Here is a 15,514-nt window from a genome sequence, read left to right on the forward strand (position 1 = left end):
TGCTAGCCAATAAAAAACGCCCGATCACAAAAAGGATCGGGCGTTTTGTTTATTTCTCATTTTTCATTAACACCAGTGATTGTTTCAACGTTGCCAAGATGCCATTGTCGTTATAGATCAAGACATTTGATTTGTACATTTTTGCAGAAACCAGCATCAGGACGATCGTGGTAACAGCAAGGATCCCTACTGAAATCAACGCTCCGCCAATCCCCACTGTATCATTAGCAAGCCGTACTGGCATAATATACGAGGACAAGAATGGGATATAAGAAGTTACTCGTAAAACAACGTTATGCGGATCCATACCGCCTAGTACGATTCCTAGCATATACCCGCCCAACGAAAGATACGTCACTGGAATAATGGCTTTCGCCGTATCTTCTGCTTTGTTCACTAACGACCCGCAAAGGGCTGACAAGACAGAATAGATCAAGATTCCTAAGAAGACGAAAACGATCGCAAACACGAGGAAAGGACCAAAAATGCCATCTGATGAAAAACTTGCCAATAAGTCTTTTACCATGGAGTTGTCCTTGATCCAGAAATAACTCCCGCCAAAAATCGCAACATACGCAACTAGCTGGGTCGCTGCAACCATGATCACCCCAGTTAATTTGGCGTAGTAATGGGTTTGTGCTCGCGTACTAGACAAAATGACTTCCATAATGCGCGTTCCTTTTTCAGAAGCAATTTCTTGCGCAATGATTTGTGCGTAAGTGATGATAAAGAAAAAGAGAACGATTGTTGCGATGGTACTAACTGCTGCTTGCATCGCGGTATTATCTTCTCCATAGGTCATTTCGCCACCTTCACTGAAGGAAACTTTTTGCCGGTCAAGTGGTGCAACTTCACTAAGAACTGCCACTTGCTCAGCAGTCAAACCAAGCTCGCTAGCTCGAAAGGATGACTGCAAGCCCGTCAATAATTGTTGGATCGTCAGCTCTAAAGCTTGCCCCATCGAGGACTCGCTTAATAATTCCCCTTGCAGCGTATCCCCTGAAGCAGTAATAACTAACAAGGCATCAGCATCTTTGTCAGCCAACTGTTGTTGTCCTTGTTCTTCGCTTTCCACAACTTCAAATTCATAATCATCGCTACTTTGCTCCACAAAGGTCTGCGCAATGGCTGGTTCATTCGCATAAACGACAATTTTATCCACACTGCTCATACCATCGGCAAAGTAACTAATCAGATAAAATCCGCCCATTGCAATGAATGGAACCAATATCATAATCAAAAACGAAATTGATTTGATATTTTTCTTATAAACATCTAATGCGATTACCCAAAACTTATTCATTTGTTTTTCCTGCCTTCCGCTTAAAGATTTCTTCTAACGTTGGCGGTTGTTGATTGAACATAGGGATATAACCATCCGCCGTCGCTAAATCAAATAAGGTTTTTCCTACTGCAGGATCAGCGATCGTAATATCATAGCTGCCGTCTTCTCTGGCAATGACTTCCTCAACACCTGCCACTGCCAAAAGCTGTTCTTTCGTCAAATTAGACTCCAAATAAACTTTCGTTCGTCCAAAGGATTCACGAATTTCATGGACCTTTCCGTTTAAGACAGTTTGACCATCCCTTAGCATAATCAAGTGGTCACAGATTTTTTCTACGTTATCCATATTATGACTGGAGAAGATGACACAAGAGCCATTTTTTTTCAGTTCAATGATCCCGTTTTTCAACAGTTCCGCGTTGACTGGATCTAAGCCACTAAACGGTTCATCTAGAATCACTAATTTTGGTTCATGGATCAACGTTGAAATTAGCTGAACTTTTTGCTGATTTCCTTTTGATAAAGATTTGACTTTATCAGTTTTCTTGCCTTTGACTTTAAACTTGTCCATCCAATAGTCGATTTTGGGTACGATGTCTTCTTTCTTTTTACCACGTAAACGCGCGAAGTAGATCAATTGATCTTCAATCGTGACTTTTGGATACAAGCCGCGTTCTTCTGGCAGATAGCCAATAAGATTGTATTCTTTTTCACTAATTTTGTGACCATCCCATAATACTTCTCCTTGATCGGCTTTCAAAAAATCCAAGATCAATCGGAATGTCGTCGTTTTTCCTGCTCCGTTTTGACCAATTAATCCCATAATCTGACCATCATTGATGGTAAAAGACAATTGATCGACTGCTGTATAATCCCCAAATGTTTTTACTAGCTGTTTTGCTTCTAACACATGCTCACCTTCCCTGTCTAATAAAATATGTCACTAAAGAAAAAACCGATAATGGCACCAACGATTGCTCCTGCAACCATCAAGATGATAGAGTCGCGGATCACCCGTTGGCGTTTCGCCAGTTTCTCTGGTTCATTGTAATAACTTGCTCGATTTTTGTATAAAAATTTCATCAAAATCGTGGTCAATCCTACCCCTATCGGAATAAATACTAGCCCAGTAATCAATCCTAGCCCAAAGGACCAAAAGGGATTTGTACGAATATTGAAATAACGAATGGAAAAATAAATCACTGCTAAAATTGCTAAACTGACCACTGAAAACAGAATCGATTTTTTCATCAAATAGCGCGTCTCATTATCGATTCGTTCTTGATAGCTTTCTTGATCGCTGAAAATCGCTGGTGTATCCGGAGATGCTTTAAAATAAAAATACCGATCTTTATAATTGCTGATATAGGTCCAGCCCCCAGCTTGATACATCGCTAGGTAATCAACGATCTCAGAAGGATCTCCTTCGAAAAAGTCCACTGCATATTTGGTCGTTTCCGATTTTCCTTTGATAAACTTCAAAAACCCTAACCGATTCATCTTCACAAAATGCCAGCCCATTGACGCTTGTTTTTGTAAACGAACCATTTCCTTTTCCGGATAATAGGCGACTCCAAGAGAAAGAAGATATTTCTTATTGATGCCCATCTTGTTCCCCTCCTAACGCTTCGAAGACCTGTTCTCCGATTTGATAAAATAGTTTGCGTCGCTGAATATCTTTCTCCAGAACCTGTCTTCCTTCTGGTGTAATCTGATAGATTTTTTTTCGATCGACGCTTTCTTCTAAATCGATCCACCCCTTTTTCGTCAGCTTTTTCAAAATCGTATACATCGTCGCGGGGCCAATCTCAAATGTTCCTTGGCTTAGCTCATGGATTTGTTTCATAATGACATACCCATGTTTTGGCTTTAAAAGCGCTAATAAAATCAAATAGGTTGAATCTGTCAATGCCTCATCCATTTGATTCCTCCATCCCACTAACTATATCACTTAATGATATATTATCGAATGATATAGCCAGCGTCAATCTTTTTTTTAGGGAAAATAAAAGCCGTCTCCGTTGACGGAAACGACTTTTGATCATTAATTAGCAATTTTGACAGGCGTATTATAAGGCATGTTATAGTAAAACCATTTGGCATCCGGCACTGCTAATCGAATACAGCCATGAGAAGCCCGAGTGCCTAATTTTCGTCCTTCAACGGAACTAAAAGCATTGGTGGACCAAGCGATACTCGTTGGGATCGTATGGAATAAATAGACCCCATGGTCTTTAAAGGAACGGTAGTAGGCGGCTCCTGAAAAAGCTAAGCCTTTTTCTGCTTGGATGCGAAAATTCCCTAAAGGTGTTGGTGTATTGAAGGCACCGGTCGAGCAAAGCATCGTATAAATCACTTTATTCCCTGATTTGATATAAACCCGCTGTTTGCTGATGGATACTTCAATATTTAAGTTTTGAACGTTTAATGAAGGATATTTTCCTCCAGTAGTATACATCCAAAAGTTACTATTTACATTTGTGGTTTGATTTTCCTTGACCCAACCGATTCGACCGGCTGGCGAAACGAGATACAGGTAGTTGCCATCACTCGTTTTTGCTAGTTTGGTCGCTTGTGCCATATACCCTTTGTAGGCACTCTTTTTCCCAAGTTTCGTACTATTTGGATCAGCTTTTTCAAAGAAATTGCCATCCCCATTCTTGACGACCACGTAGCGGCTAATGTTGCTTTGAGAGGTGATCGTATGGGCATTAGTCACCCCACTTGCATTGATGTAACCCAGCCACTTGTTATTGAGATAAAGTGAATAGTAGGTGGAGCCGTTGAAATGTTGATATTTCCCAGTAACTTGAATATTCTTGTTCATATAATCAGCGCTGCTGCCTTTTTTCTTCGCAAAAGCTAAATCTTGCCATAAGGTATAATTCTTACTTTTTAGGCGGACTGTGCGTTTTTCACTTTGCCAAGTACCGCCTTGATTGTTGGCAACCGTTGCTGCATCGGCATTTAAGTAGCCGATCCATTTTCCGTTAGCATCATAAAGGGACAAGTAGACACCGCCATTGACATGGTTATATCTTCCTTTTGCAAGATAGGTTTTTCCCGCTAATTTCGTTGTAGTATTTTTCTTACTCGACCAGCGAAAATTGCCCCAAATCGTGTAATTTTTCTTGGTCAATGTCACATATTTTCCGTAGGATTGATAGGCACCTTGTGCATCCGTCGTTAACTTAACACCCGAGGCATTGATATAGCCTAGCCATTTATTGTTATTTGTATAAAGGGAATAGTACGTCGACCCATTCAAATGACGATATTTACCAGTAACTTTGACTGTTTTGCCATTTAAAGCGGCTGTCGTTCCTTTCTTCGCTGTCCAATTAAAATTTTGCCATAGCGTATAATTCCCGCTGATGATCGTGGCATATTTTGATTCAGACTGCCATGCACCCCCAGGAGTTGTCGCTAACTTAACACCGGCGGCTTTTATCCAACCGATGAGAACATTTTTATTTGAATACAATGCGTAATAGACTACGTTATTATTCGTCGTGAATACTTCTTTGATTTCAAAGGTTTGACCATTAATGCTTGAAGAGGTGCTCGTTTTTTTATCTAAAAACACATCTTGCCAAAGCGGTTCTTTCGCACTTGTGATGGTTGCATATTTCTTCTCGGTTTTGAAGGTTCCGCCGGCAACTTTCACTGCTGCTTCTGCTACGACACCGATAACCTTTTGATCGTCGCGAATTTCAAGATAGGTCTGCTTATCGGTATCTTGATACCGTTTGACACTACGGTATACCTTGCCAGCTAATTCATCGATCGTTCCTTGTTCGATCAATTGATCCTTCTCAAAACGGTAAAGGATTTTTTGTGTTTCTGGATCCGTTGCTACGACCGGCTTGATTTTTACATATTGGTTTTTATCTGCAACTGGTTCAACATCAATGTTCCCAAGTTCTGGTTCTTCCGAAGTTTCTTCCGTCGATTGAGTAGATGAGTCTTGGGTGGCCTCGGTCTGACTGGTCTCAGTCGTAGCCGTGCCAGTACTTGACGTTGTTTCTGATGAAGAGGTAGACGTTGATGAGGACTCTGTTGTCGAACTTGACTCTATACTTTCAGTGCTGGCCTCTTGAGATGATGCTGCGCTTTCTTCTGAGAAACTTTCTGACGTAGTCTCTTGCGCAGCGAAAGAAGCTGTTGTCGAATCTCCTTCATTTGCTGCATAGACTTGTGTGATCGTTCCTACGATGGGTGCGACCAGTACCCCAACAATCGCAACGCCTTGAAATAACCCGCGTTTCAACTTTTTCATTTTTATTCCCCCTTTAATCCTATTTTGGTATCACTTTCTTACTATATAAACGAGATATTTTTTAGTGCCACTCCCCACTTTAAGTATACCACTGCCGAAAGAAATATCTAAAAAAAACCTCCCAAAAACAAAAAAGCAATAGCCTCTTTCGGCTATTGCTTCAAAAACGGCTCTATAATTTATGGGACTGATGAATCAGAATTGATTCTTCAGTCCCATTTTCATTTTAGGTATTAAAAAACATATCGTTCTCTAGTATGATTAAATCACCACAAAATAAACAACTGAGAGGACGATATGCTATATGAATGATTCTATCAAAAAAATGCTGAGAATAATAGAGAAAGATTTGATGATTATAGAGGTCTCTTACGAGACCCTTCAGAAGAAAAAGACGTTGGTCGTCGATGCTGTTCTCTCGCCTGCTCCTCGTGCTTGTAGAAGTTGTGGTTCTACTGTGGTAGATGGAAACGGGAAAGCAATTATAGTGAAAAATGGGAAGAAGGAAACGATTGTCCGTTTTGAACAATACAATCATATGCCTTTGGTTATGCGCCTAAAAAAACAGCGCTATACCTGTAAAAACTGCCGAACCCATTGGACTGCTCAAAGTTATTTTGTCCAACCCAGACATTCAATCGCAAATCATGTTAGATATAAAATTGCTTCTTTACTGACTGAAAAAGTATCTTTATCTTTTATTGCGAAAAGCTGTCAGGTATCTTTGACCACCGTTATTCGTACATTGAAAGAGTTTAAAAGCTATTTACCAAAGCAATCTAAGAAGATTCTCCCCAGAGTATTGATGGTTGATGAATTTCGTTCGCATGCTTCCATAGAAGATAAAATGAGCTTTATTTGCGCAGATGGCGAAACAGGAAAATTAATAGATGTTTTGCCTACGCGTAAATTACCTCGATTAACAAGCTATTTCTTAGGTTGTACCAATCCAGAAGAAGTAGAATTCTTGGTTACAGACATGAACGCTGCCTACTTCCAGCTCACCAAACGTGTTCTGCCAAATGCGAAAATAGTGATTGATCGGTTTCATATTGTCAAACACATGAATCAAGCGTTCAATGAGTTGCGTATCCGTGAAATGAATGAACTTCGTAAAGTAGGACAGAAAAGCCAGGCAGAAAAACTGAAAAAGAACTGGCGCTTTTTGCTAAAAAATCGTGCAAACATCAACCATTATGAATACAAAACATGGAAAAGTTTCCGAGCACCAAAATACCCATTTCTTACTGAAGCAATGATGATTGATCGATTGCTTGAGTTTTCTACGCCCCTGAAGGAGGCGTATCCCTTTTTTCATGAATTAGTTGAAGCCTTTCGAGACAAAGACCCTGACTTATTTTTCTGCATATTGGCAGAACTTCCCGAAACGTTAGATGACGGCTTTCGGGAGAAGCTTCAAAACCTTCTGACCTATGAAGAAGGCATCACCAACGCAATGATCTATCCTTATTCCAATGGAAAAATAGAAGCGAAGAATACCCACATAAAGACAATGAAACGAGTATCCTACGGATTTAAATCATTCGAGAACATGAGAATTAGAATCTTTTTGATCAATCAATTAATCAATGTAAGATAACAAAAAATCTGAGCCAGAATGCGGTTCATTCTGACCCAGATTTGATTTTGCACAACTCATCAGTCCTTATTGACAAAGAGCCTCAAAAACACTTATTCTATTACATATGTTCCGCAACTAAAGCTTTCAATTGATCTTTTGTATGCACCCCAATTGCTTTATCAACGACTTGCCCGTCTTTTTTCAACAACAAAGTAGGAATAGACATGATCCCGAATGAAGCAGGTGTTTCAGGATTTTCATCCACATCCATTTTCACGATCTTCAATTCGTCTTCCTCATATTCATTCGCTAATTGTTCCAAGATCGGTGCTTGCATACGACAAGGGCCACACCAAGTTGCCCAAAAATCAATAAGGACTAAGCCTTTATCGGTTTCTTCTGAAAAAGTTTTATCGGTTATTTCTTTTGCCATCGTACTTCCCCTCCATTTTTAAAACTAAAAAAAGTATACCACGTATCGTAAGTTTTTTAAAATCGTCTGCTTACAAAAGGTAAGGGTTCTTAACGTTTAGTTAAACTTCACAATGGTCGCTCCATTGCCCCCTTGGTTTGCTGGCGCAAATTCAAAACTTTTCACCGAGCGATGATTTTTTAGGTAGTCAGTGATCCCTTGACGCAATGCGCCAGTTCCTTTACCGTGAACGATCGTCACCTGCGGATAGCCTGCCAAAATTGCTGCATCCAAATACTGATCCACTTCATTTAGGGCTTCTTCGTACCGCTTGCCGCGTAAATCCAACTGATTGACCACTGGACTGCTGTCAGCAGAACGAATCGTATTAACGATACGCTGTGTAGGCTCCTTCACTGGCGCTGCTGGTTGGAGATCTGTTTCTGGCAAATTCATTTTCAGAATGCCGATTTGGACTTGCCACTGATTTTTACCGGCTTTTTTCAACAGTACCCCACGCTGCCCATAAGAAGTTACGAGTACCTCGTCTCCTTCTTTCAGCGTCTTGGCTGCTTTGGCTTTTTGCAGAACCTTGTTTTTTTGCAGATGTTCTTCTTGCTGCAGTCCTGATAGCTTGGTGCGCGCGTCGATCAGTTCGTGTTCTTTGACCTTCGTTTGACCGCCGGCTAACTGCATTTTACGAATATCGGCAATGATTTTTTCAGATTCCTCTTTAGCCTCTTCTACGATTTGATTGGCTTTTTGACGGGCTTTTGCCAATTCTTTTTCGCGTTCTTCAAAGAAATAACTGTAAGCTGCTTCTAATTCTTGGTGCAAGCGGGCTGCTTCTTTTACATGATGACGAACTTCCAGATACTCGGTTTCCGTCATTTTTCTTCGATTTTCTAAATCAGCGATCATTTCATTCAGGTCTTGGCTTTCTCCGTCCATGATCTCTTTGGCTTGATCAATGATCGTCTCTGGCAAGCCAAGTCTTTTCGAAATCTCAAACGCATTGCTTCGTCCCGGAACCCCGATCAACAAGCGATAGGTCGGACTTAAGGTATCGACATCAAACTCCATAGAGGCGTTGATCGTATTGGATCGGTTATAGCCATAAACTTTCAATTCTGGATAATGGGTCGTCGCCATGACATAAGCCGACTTAGCCCCAAGTTCGTCCAAAATCGCAATTGCTAGTGCTGCCCCTTCTTGGGGATCGGTCCCAGCACCTAGTTCATCAAAAAGCACCAGACTTGTTTCGTCGACTTTTTTCAACACATCAACGATCGTTGTCATATGTGAAGAAAAGGTCGATAGACTTTGCTCAATGGATTGTTCATCACCAATGTCCGCAAAAATCTCATTGAAGATCCCCATTTGGCTTTCTTCTTCTGCCAGGATTGGTAAGCCGGCTTGGCCCATGATCTGTAATAGCCCTAATGTTTTTAAGGTGATGGTTTTTCCGCCGGTATTCGGCCCAGTAATGACAACAGCTTGATAGTCTTTTCCAATCGTAATATCGTTAGGAACGACTTTTTCTTGATCGATCAATGGATGACGTGCTTGTTTAAAAAAGACATGGTTATCTTGATTGATCGCTGGTACGATTGCCTTCATCTCTTTCCCAAAACGAGCCTTGGCATTCATGAAATCCATGATTCCGATCACATATGCATTATGGAGGATCTCTCTTTGGTACGGAGCTAACTCTGCTGATAATTCCGCCAAAATACGAGTTATTTCGTCCCGTTCCGCAATTTGATGCTGACGCAAGCGGTTATTTTGTTCCACTACTTGTTTCGGTTCGATAAACAAGGTTTGACCAGATGAACTTTGGTCGTGAACCACGCCGCCGAAAACACCTCGGTATTCTTGTTTGACTGGAATCACATAACGCTCATTTCGCATGGTTACGATCGTATCACTTAGATACTTTGCATTGCCACCTCGGACGATGCCATCCAATGTCTCACGGATCGTCCGTTCTGCTCGTCGGATCGATTGACGAATTCCCCGAAGTGCTGGAGAGGCATCGTCTGTGACTCGGCCATCCTCATCGATAGCTTCTTTCAAGCGACGATTCAAGGTTGGTAAAGAAACCAACTGTTCTTCCCAGTGATACAAGCGGGAAAATTCAATCTCACTTTCAGACAAATCAGCAAAAAAGCGTTTCAATTCCTGCGTAGTTGATAAGACGCGGGCAACTTGTGCCAATTCAACGCCGTTTAAATCTGCGCCGATTTCGATCCGTTTCATTTGGGGACGAATATTCTCAATTTTTGGTACAGGGATTCCGCCTCTTAAACGCTGGATCTTGATCGCGTCTTCTGTTTCTGCTAGCCAAGAGGAAATGACTTGCGCATCACTTGATGGCACAAGCTTTGCTAAGGCTTCTTTTCCTTGGGCTGTTACGATATACTGACCGATTTGACTCTTTACTTGTTCAAATCCTAAAACATCAAGGATCTTAGTATTCATTCTTTTCTCACCTGCTTTGTTTTAACTTTTTGTTCCTAAGAAAAAGGCAGAATGGCTCTGCAACCATCTGCCTGCTTTTTACCCAATCACATCTGTGATCCACAATCGATAGAAGTAATCTGAGAGAATCGGTGACCGATCAACGATGAAATTCGCAGTTCCGCTCGTTTCAAACAGATTTTGAATCGTGGCAAACGGGATCATTGAGAGAATCATGAAAAACATATACAAATTGATATACATCAAGATGACATTCAAAACACCCGCAACTGCCCAGTCATAGCCGCCTAAAAAACGTAGGCGTTTGTAACGCAAACTGTCTACAAAAATCACTAATAGTTTGGTGATCAGCCAACCAGCAAAGAGTACCATCACAAAAGCAATGGCCGCATAATAGGCTTTGTCTAAATCTAAAGCCAGTTCCATATCGTAGTATTTTAACTTTGAATCCGCCGTTACTGACATATAAGGAACATAGAGCTCAATTTTTTTCGCAATTTCTTGGTAATTCGCAACTGCAAAGAAAAAAGAGAGCAAATAGCCCAAAACTGAGACCAATTGTAAACTGGTTCCGCGCCGCGCGCCGCCGTAAAAGGCTGCCAACAACAAAACCAAGACAAATAATCCAATCATTTAGGAATCCTTTCTACGCCGCACTACCCATGGGCTGTCTTTTCTTGAATTTTTCGTTTCCTTTGTTCATTTAAGATCTGTTGTGCTTCCACATGATTATGGATCTCCACATCACTGCGACCTGTCTCATCGAGAACTTTCCGTGCTTCGGATTCGATTGCTTCGATCCGCTTGATGCGATTCTCAAGCTCCGTTGCTTTAATGGCTTGTCCCCGCAACTCGTCCACTTTTTTTTGTAGGACCAAAAGCTGTTCTTGTTTTTTCAGCTGGTCGGAAACAGCGTTGATCGCTAACAAGATCGACGCTTGTTCTTGATCGGTTTGTGGCGATAATTGCATGATCTCAAGCAGTTGGTCATTGACCAATCTTGTCACCATATCCATGTGTTCTTTGCTTTCGCGTCCAATAATCGTGTAACTTTGATTCGCGATAACTGCTTTATAGCGTTTCTTTTGCTCCGTCATAGGAATATTTCCTCCCATTGCTTACATTCTGCTCTATTCTATCACTTATTGAACATGTGTCGCAAACTCTTAACTATTATACGTGATTTTCTTATGAATTTCCATGCCAATCGTTTGTTTGCTGATCGTCTTAGTAAAAAAGAATAAGAAGTATGGTAAAATCTTAAAGTATCCTTTTGTCTACCTAAGAAAAGACAAAAAAACAGGAGGAATCAAATGAGTACGATCGTTATCAAAGTACCAACTTCAACTATCAAAAAGATGCAGCAATTTTACCAACGAGAACTGCTGGCTAAGAAAGTTCCTTATACAGTGTTTGTCGCCAAAAAAGGGCCAACAACGATCACTGCTTATACGTCTGGAAAAGTCATGTTTCAAGGAGCGACTGCCGAAAAAGAAGCTTCCTTATGGGGCGATTCGGCAAGTGCTGTACCGGATAAGAAAAAAGCGACTGTTTCAACCACTGCGTTGCCAGCAGGATTTAGCGAAAAAAGCGTCGTCGGCAGTGACGAGGTCGGCAACGGCAGTTATTTCGGTCCTTTGGTGGTCTGTGCCGTCTATGCCAAAAAAGAGCAATTGCCACAGCTGAAAGCCTTAGGTGTCAAGGACTCAAAAATGCTGACAGATCCAGAGATCCGTAAGATGGCGCCGAAAATCAAAGAATTGGTTCCTTACCAATTGCTCACTGTTACACCCAGCAAATACAACGAGATCCAACCAAAATACAACACGGTCCGAATGAAAGTTGCTTTGCATAATCAAGCCATTCGTTTGCTTTTGCAAAAGATTGCTCCTGAGACACCAGATGCCATTTTGATCGATCAGTTCACAAGCGAAAAAAATTATCGCACTTATTTAAAGTCGGAACAAGCAGCGGTTACCGAAAAGCTCTATTTTGCGACGAAAGGTGAACAATATCATCTAGCAGTAGCGGCAGCCTCTATTTTATGTCGTACAGTCTTTTTGGATGAATTAGATGCAGCCTCTAAAGAAGTCGGTTTGCGCTTGCCTTCTGGCGCCCACGCAGCTGCTGACCAAGTTGCCGCAAAATTACTGCAGCAAGGTGGCATAGCACTATTGGGCAAATATGCCAAACTGCATTTTGCGAATACCGAAAAAGCACAGAAACTCGCTAAACTGTGAGTTCTCGTATTTTCAAAAAAACTGCCACTGCTTCTGATAAAGGAAGCAGTGGCAGTTTTTGTCCTCAGTACCAGTTGAATGCTGCGAATCAAAGCCCTAAGCCCGCTGCTTCGATTCCCATCGTGATCAACCCAGCCAAATAGTTTTCTGAAAACCGATCTGAAAAGTGTAACTTTGGTAAGACGCCATAATGAAACACTGCTGCCAGCTGCTTTTCCAAAAAAGAGCGCGGCACAAGCGCCTGCCACTCAGAGGGCAAAAACAAAATGACTTGATGCGGGTCCGTGACTGCCACGATCGCTTGAAGAGTGGCAGTCACTTGCTCTTGGATCGCCTCTGTTGCCAAAGGGTAAGAAACTTTGTAAAGATGCGGCAAATGCTTGATTTCGCCACTTAAATGGTTGGCTCCTTTAAAGAGCTGTTGGTCGATGACCAGTCCCGCACCTGGCGGATAATTTTTCGGAAAATAAATGCCAGCCACGATTTTTTTCTCTTCTTTGAAATGGAATACCGCTGCATTCACGTCATTCTCAATAAGCGTTTTTACCGCGATCTCCTTTTCAATCAATTCCCCTAGCGCCATGTCCTTAAATGCTGGAGCATCCATGATCTTCAGTCTTCCAGCAATTTCCACACCAGGAATTCCCACGACTGCCAAGCTGATTTTCGGGTATTCCTGTTTTATCTGACGAATCACTTGCAAGAACTGCGGCAATCGGCCCTCTGCTGACTGCTCATGATGCAAAATGTTCCCGACGAGATCGACGACTGAAAAACGAATCACGATCTGCTGGTCTTCTTCGATAAACTGAATGATCAACAACAGTGTCCGTTGCGCATTGTACTGGTAAGCCGCAGCTTGACGTCCTCCCGTTCGTTGCGGTTGATCCGTCGTCAAAAGCAACTGCTTTTCTATCAATTCAGGAAGCAGCTTGTTGATCGTTACCACGCTTAATTGAGAGGCATCTGCCAGTTGGCGCTTGGTCATAGGCGCTTGCTGCTGTTTTAGCAAATCCAGCAATACTGCCTGATTATGTAATTTAATGGTCGTTGGCTGATAAGCTTTCATTTTTCTCCCCCTCAACTCTCCTATTTTAACAGATAAAAAGCTGGGAATACACCTTTATTAATTTTGTTAACAAAGGTATAATAGAAGCAACTTATTAAACAAAGTTTACTAAGTTCAAAAAGGAACGAAGAAAGAACGACGCATGTTGCTTATTAAAGGAGTTGTCAATAATGAAAATTGAACACATCGCACTATATGTCAATGATTTAGAAAAAATGAGAACATTTTATGAAACCTACTTTCAGGCGGTCAGCAACCAAAAATATCATAATCCGAAAACAGGCTTTCAGTCCTATTTTTTGACCTTTGATTCTGGAAGTCGGTTAGAATTAACGACCAAGAAATTTTTAAGCCCTCGTGTCAGTGAGAGCTTAGGCTACACTCACCTTGCGATTGCAGTAGGTGATCAAGCTGACGTTGATCGATACGCTCAACGGTTTGTTGAAGATGGCTACCCTCTTTTAAATGGTCCTCGTACGACAGGCGATGGCTATTATGAAGCAGTTGTCCAAGACCCCGAAGGCAATTTGATTGAATTAACCACCGACGATTTACCGTCTTAGAAAGGATTTTGCAATGAAAGAAGATTTTGATTATCAAGCGATGTTGGCTGGTCAACTGTATCAAGCTGCCGGTATTCTCCCTGAGAATGGCTCAGTGGAGGGAAAAAAACGTGCCCAGGAAATCAACCTTTTACCAGTCGATGACCGAGAAGGAATCATCGCCAAAGAAAAAGCACTCTTTGGCAAATTTGGGCAGCATTGCTTTGTCCAACCACCCCTTTTTGTCGACTATGGTCGCCATGTTGAGATTGGTGATCACTTTTATGCCAATATGGATTGCATTTTTTTAGATGTCAATAAGATTCTGATTGGTGATCATGTGATGGTGGGACCACGGGTCAGCTTCTATACAGCCGGCCATCCGATCGATTCTGTGATCCGCAGTCAAGATTTGGAATTTGGCCTACCGATCACCGTCGAAGATTACGTTTGGATCGGAGGCAATAGTACGATTTTACCAGGTGTCACGATCGGCAAACATGCCATCGTCGCTGCTGGTTCCGTCGTCACAAAAGATGTGCCGCCGAATACGATCGTCGGCGGCAATCCAGCCCGTCTGATCCGTGAGATTCAGCCGACTGACAAAGAGCATTGGGAAACGGCCGCCCAGCTTTATTATCAAAAACGAGCAGACTGGCAGAAGCAGCAAAAATAACGAAACAAAAGGAGACGCCATGATTTTTACAGACTATCACGTTCATAGTGATTACAGCGATGATTCTTGGTATTTGATGGAAGATGTAGTCAAAGACGCCATTAACCTAGGCTTAGCAGAAATCTGCTTTACCGATCATGTGGATTATGGGGTCAAAGAAGACTGGCAAGCGACGGATGCGTACCTCGTCGGAGCCAATAAAGTCGTAAAAAATGTCTACTACGACTTGTATTTTACCGAACTGGCACGCTTAAAGGAAACATACAGTGACCAAATCAAGCTAAAAACTGGGCTGGAATTTGGGATGCAAATGCACACGATCCCACAATTTACCCGTCTTTATCATTCGCATCCCTTTGACTTCATTTTACTTTCCGTTCATCAGGTAGACGATCAAGAATTTTGGACTGGAGAATTTCAAAAAGGACGCAGCCAACAGGAATGCTACGAGCGCTATTATGATGAAATGTATCAGCTGGTCACGACATATAAAGAGTATTCCGTCTTAGCTCATATGGATTTGATTCGTCGTTATTTAGATAAAGAGAAGGATGCTTTTGAACAAACGAAAGAACAAATCGCAGAGATCTTGAAAGTCGTGATCAAAGATGGCAAAGGCATTGAACTGAATACCTCTTCCCACCGTTACGGAATCAATGGGTATACGCCATCGATCGAGATCCTCAAGCTTTATCGTGACTTGGGGGGAAGCGTGCTAACCATCGGCAGCGACAGTCATAAACCAGAGCAGCTCAGGTTTCAAATCAAAGAGGGACAAGATCTTTTACGATCATTAGGATTTACTGAACTCTGTACGTTTGAACAGATGCAGCCGATTTTTCATCGTTTTGCTTAACCTAAAAATCACCTGATAAAACGCATACTGAAGCTACCTCGACTCGTTAGAGTTTTGGTCTAACTGTTCGAGGTTGCTCCATGATCAGGTGA

General features: G+C 41.8%; 15 protein-coding genes. 5 read left to right on the forward strand and 10 right to left on the reverse strand.

Features of this window, described 5'->3' with window-relative positions; translation table 11 throughout:
• Positions 1 to 49: 49 nt before the first annotated feature.
• The 5 genes from CXM95_RS13500 to CXM95_RS13520 all read right to left on the reverse strand — a co-directional run bounded on the left by CXM95_RS13500 (position 50) and on the right by CXM95_RS13520 (position 5,564).
• A complete protein-coding gene (locus tag CXM95_RS13500) occupies positions 50 to 1,303 on the reverse strand; it encodes an ABC transporter permease (protein ID WP_008380850.1) in 1,254 nt (417 codons plus the stop codon).
• On the reverse strand, positions 1,296 to 2,195 hold the full coding sequence (locus CXM95_RS13505) for an ABC transporter ATP-binding protein (protein ID WP_005234329.1): 900 nt from the start codon (positions 2,193 to 2,195) through the stop codon (positions 1,296 to 1,298). The genes CXM95_RS13500 and CXM95_RS13505 overlap by 8 nt, the downstream gene beginning before the upstream one ends.
• A gap of 17 nt (positions 2,196 to 2,212) precedes the next feature.
• The gene (locus CXM95_RS13510) at positions 2,213 to 2,893 is read right to left on the reverse strand and encodes a DUF2812 domain-containing protein (protein ID WP_005234326.1); all 681 of its coding nucleotides are present in this window, start codon (positions 2,891 to 2,893) and stop codon (positions 2,213 to 2,215) included.
• Positions 2,880 to 3,206: a PadR family transcriptional regulator gene (locus tag CXM95_RS13515; protein WP_005234324.1), complete on the reverse strand. Its 327-nt coding sequence runs from the start codon at positions 3,204 to 3,206 to the stop codon at positions 2,880 to 2,882. The genes CXM95_RS13510 and CXM95_RS13515 overlap by 14 nt, the downstream gene beginning before the upstream one ends.
• A gap of 123 nt (positions 3,207 to 3,329) precedes the next feature.
• Positions 3,330 to 5,564: a L,D-transpeptidase gene (locus CXM95_RS13520; RefSeq protein ID WP_101699250.1), complete on the reverse strand. Its 2,235-nt coding sequence runs from the start codon at positions 5,562 to 5,564 to the stop codon at positions 3,330 to 3,332.
• 304 nt (positions 5,565 to 5,868) lie between these two features.
• Here CXM95_RS13520 and CXM95_RS13525 point away from each other — a divergent pair, with 304 nt between their 5' ends.
• Positions 5,869 to 7,164 carry an ISL3 family transposase gene (locus tag CXM95_RS13525; RefSeq protein ID WP_086298954.1) on the forward strand — a complete coding sequence of 432 codons (1,296 nt, stop codon included), beginning with the start codon at positions 5,869 to 5,871 and terminating at the stop codon, positions 7,162 to 7,164.
• Positions 7,165 to 7,264: 100 nt separating this feature from the next.
• Here CXM95_RS13525 and trxA read toward each other — a convergent pair whose 3' ends face one another.
• From trxA to zapA, 4 genes are all read right to left on the reverse strand, one after another.
• Positions 7,265 to 7,579, reverse strand: a complete 315-nt coding sequence (gene trxA / locus CXM95_RS13530; protein ID WP_005228645.1) for a thioredoxin — start codon at positions 7,577 to 7,579, stop codon at positions 7,265 to 7,267.
• Between the two features lie 96 nt (positions 7,580 to 7,675).
• Positions 7,676 to 10,039 (reverse strand): endonuclease MutS2, encoded by a 2,364-nt coding sequence (locus CXM95_RS13535; RefSeq protein WP_016612651.1) that lies wholly within the window; start codon positions 10,037 to 10,039, stop codon positions 7,676 to 7,678.
• Positions 10,040 to 10,117: 78 nt separating this feature from the next.
• Positions 10,118 to 10,672 (reverse strand): CvpA family protein, encoded by a 555-nt coding sequence (locus CXM95_RS13540; RefSeq protein ID WP_101699251.1) that lies wholly within the window; start codon positions 10,670 to 10,672, stop codon positions 10,118 to 10,120.
• Between the two features lie 23 nt (positions 10,673 to 10,695).
• Positions 10,696 to 11,136, reverse strand: a complete 441-nt coding sequence (zapA, locus tag CXM95_RS13545) for a cell division protein ZapA (protein ID WP_005228634.1) — start codon at positions 11,134 to 11,136, stop codon at positions 10,696 to 10,698.
• A gap of 216 nt (positions 11,137 to 11,352) precedes the next feature.
• On the opposite strand from zapA, the gene rnhC reads away from it, so the two are divergent.
• On the forward strand, positions 11,353 to 12,279 hold the full coding sequence (gene rnhC / locus CXM95_RS13550; RefSeq protein WP_086372302.1) for a ribonuclease HIII: 927 nt from the start codon (positions 11,353 to 11,355) through the stop codon (positions 12,277 to 12,279).
• Between the two features lie 88 nt (positions 12,280 to 12,367).
• Here the strand turns inward: rnhC and CXM95_RS13555 are convergent, their stop codons facing one another.
• Positions 12,368 to 13,348: an ROK family protein gene (locus CXM95_RS13555; protein ID WP_086297807.1), complete on the reverse strand. Its 981-nt coding sequence runs from the start codon at positions 13,346 to 13,348 to the stop codon at positions 12,368 to 12,370.
• Between the two features lie 170 nt (positions 13,349 to 13,518).
• Between CXM95_RS13555 and CXM95_RS13560 the strand changes: the two genes are divergently transcribed.
• Genes CXM95_RS13560 through CXM95_RS13570 form a run of 3 tightly spaced genes read left to right on the forward strand, consistent with a single transcriptional unit; the run spans position 13,519 to position 15,422 of the window.
• Positions 13,519 to 13,911: a VOC family protein gene (locus tag CXM95_RS13560; RefSeq protein ID WP_008380837.1), complete on the forward strand. Its 393-nt coding sequence runs from the start codon at positions 13,519 to 13,521 to the stop codon at positions 13,909 to 13,911.
• Between the two features lie 13 nt (positions 13,912 to 13,924).
• Positions 13,925 to 14,566 carry a sugar O-acetyltransferase gene (locus tag CXM95_RS13565; RefSeq protein WP_005234309.1) on the forward strand — a complete coding sequence of 214 codons (642 nt, stop codon included), beginning with the start codon at positions 13,925 to 13,927 and terminating at the stop codon, positions 14,564 to 14,566.
• Between the two features lie 19 nt (positions 14,567 to 14,585).
• Positions 14,586 to 15,422: a histidinol-phosphatase HisJ family protein gene (locus CXM95_RS13570; RefSeq protein ID WP_016612656.1), complete on the forward strand. Its 837-nt coding sequence runs from the start codon at positions 14,586 to 14,588 to the stop codon at positions 15,420 to 15,422.
• Positions 15,423 to 15,514 lie beyond the last annotated feature (92 nt).

It is taken from the genome of Enterococcus sp. CR-Ec1 (assembly GCF_002850555.1).
Classification (GTDB): Bacteria; Bacillota; Bacilli; order Lactobacillales; family Enterococcaceae; genus Enterococcus_D; species Enterococcus_D entomosocium.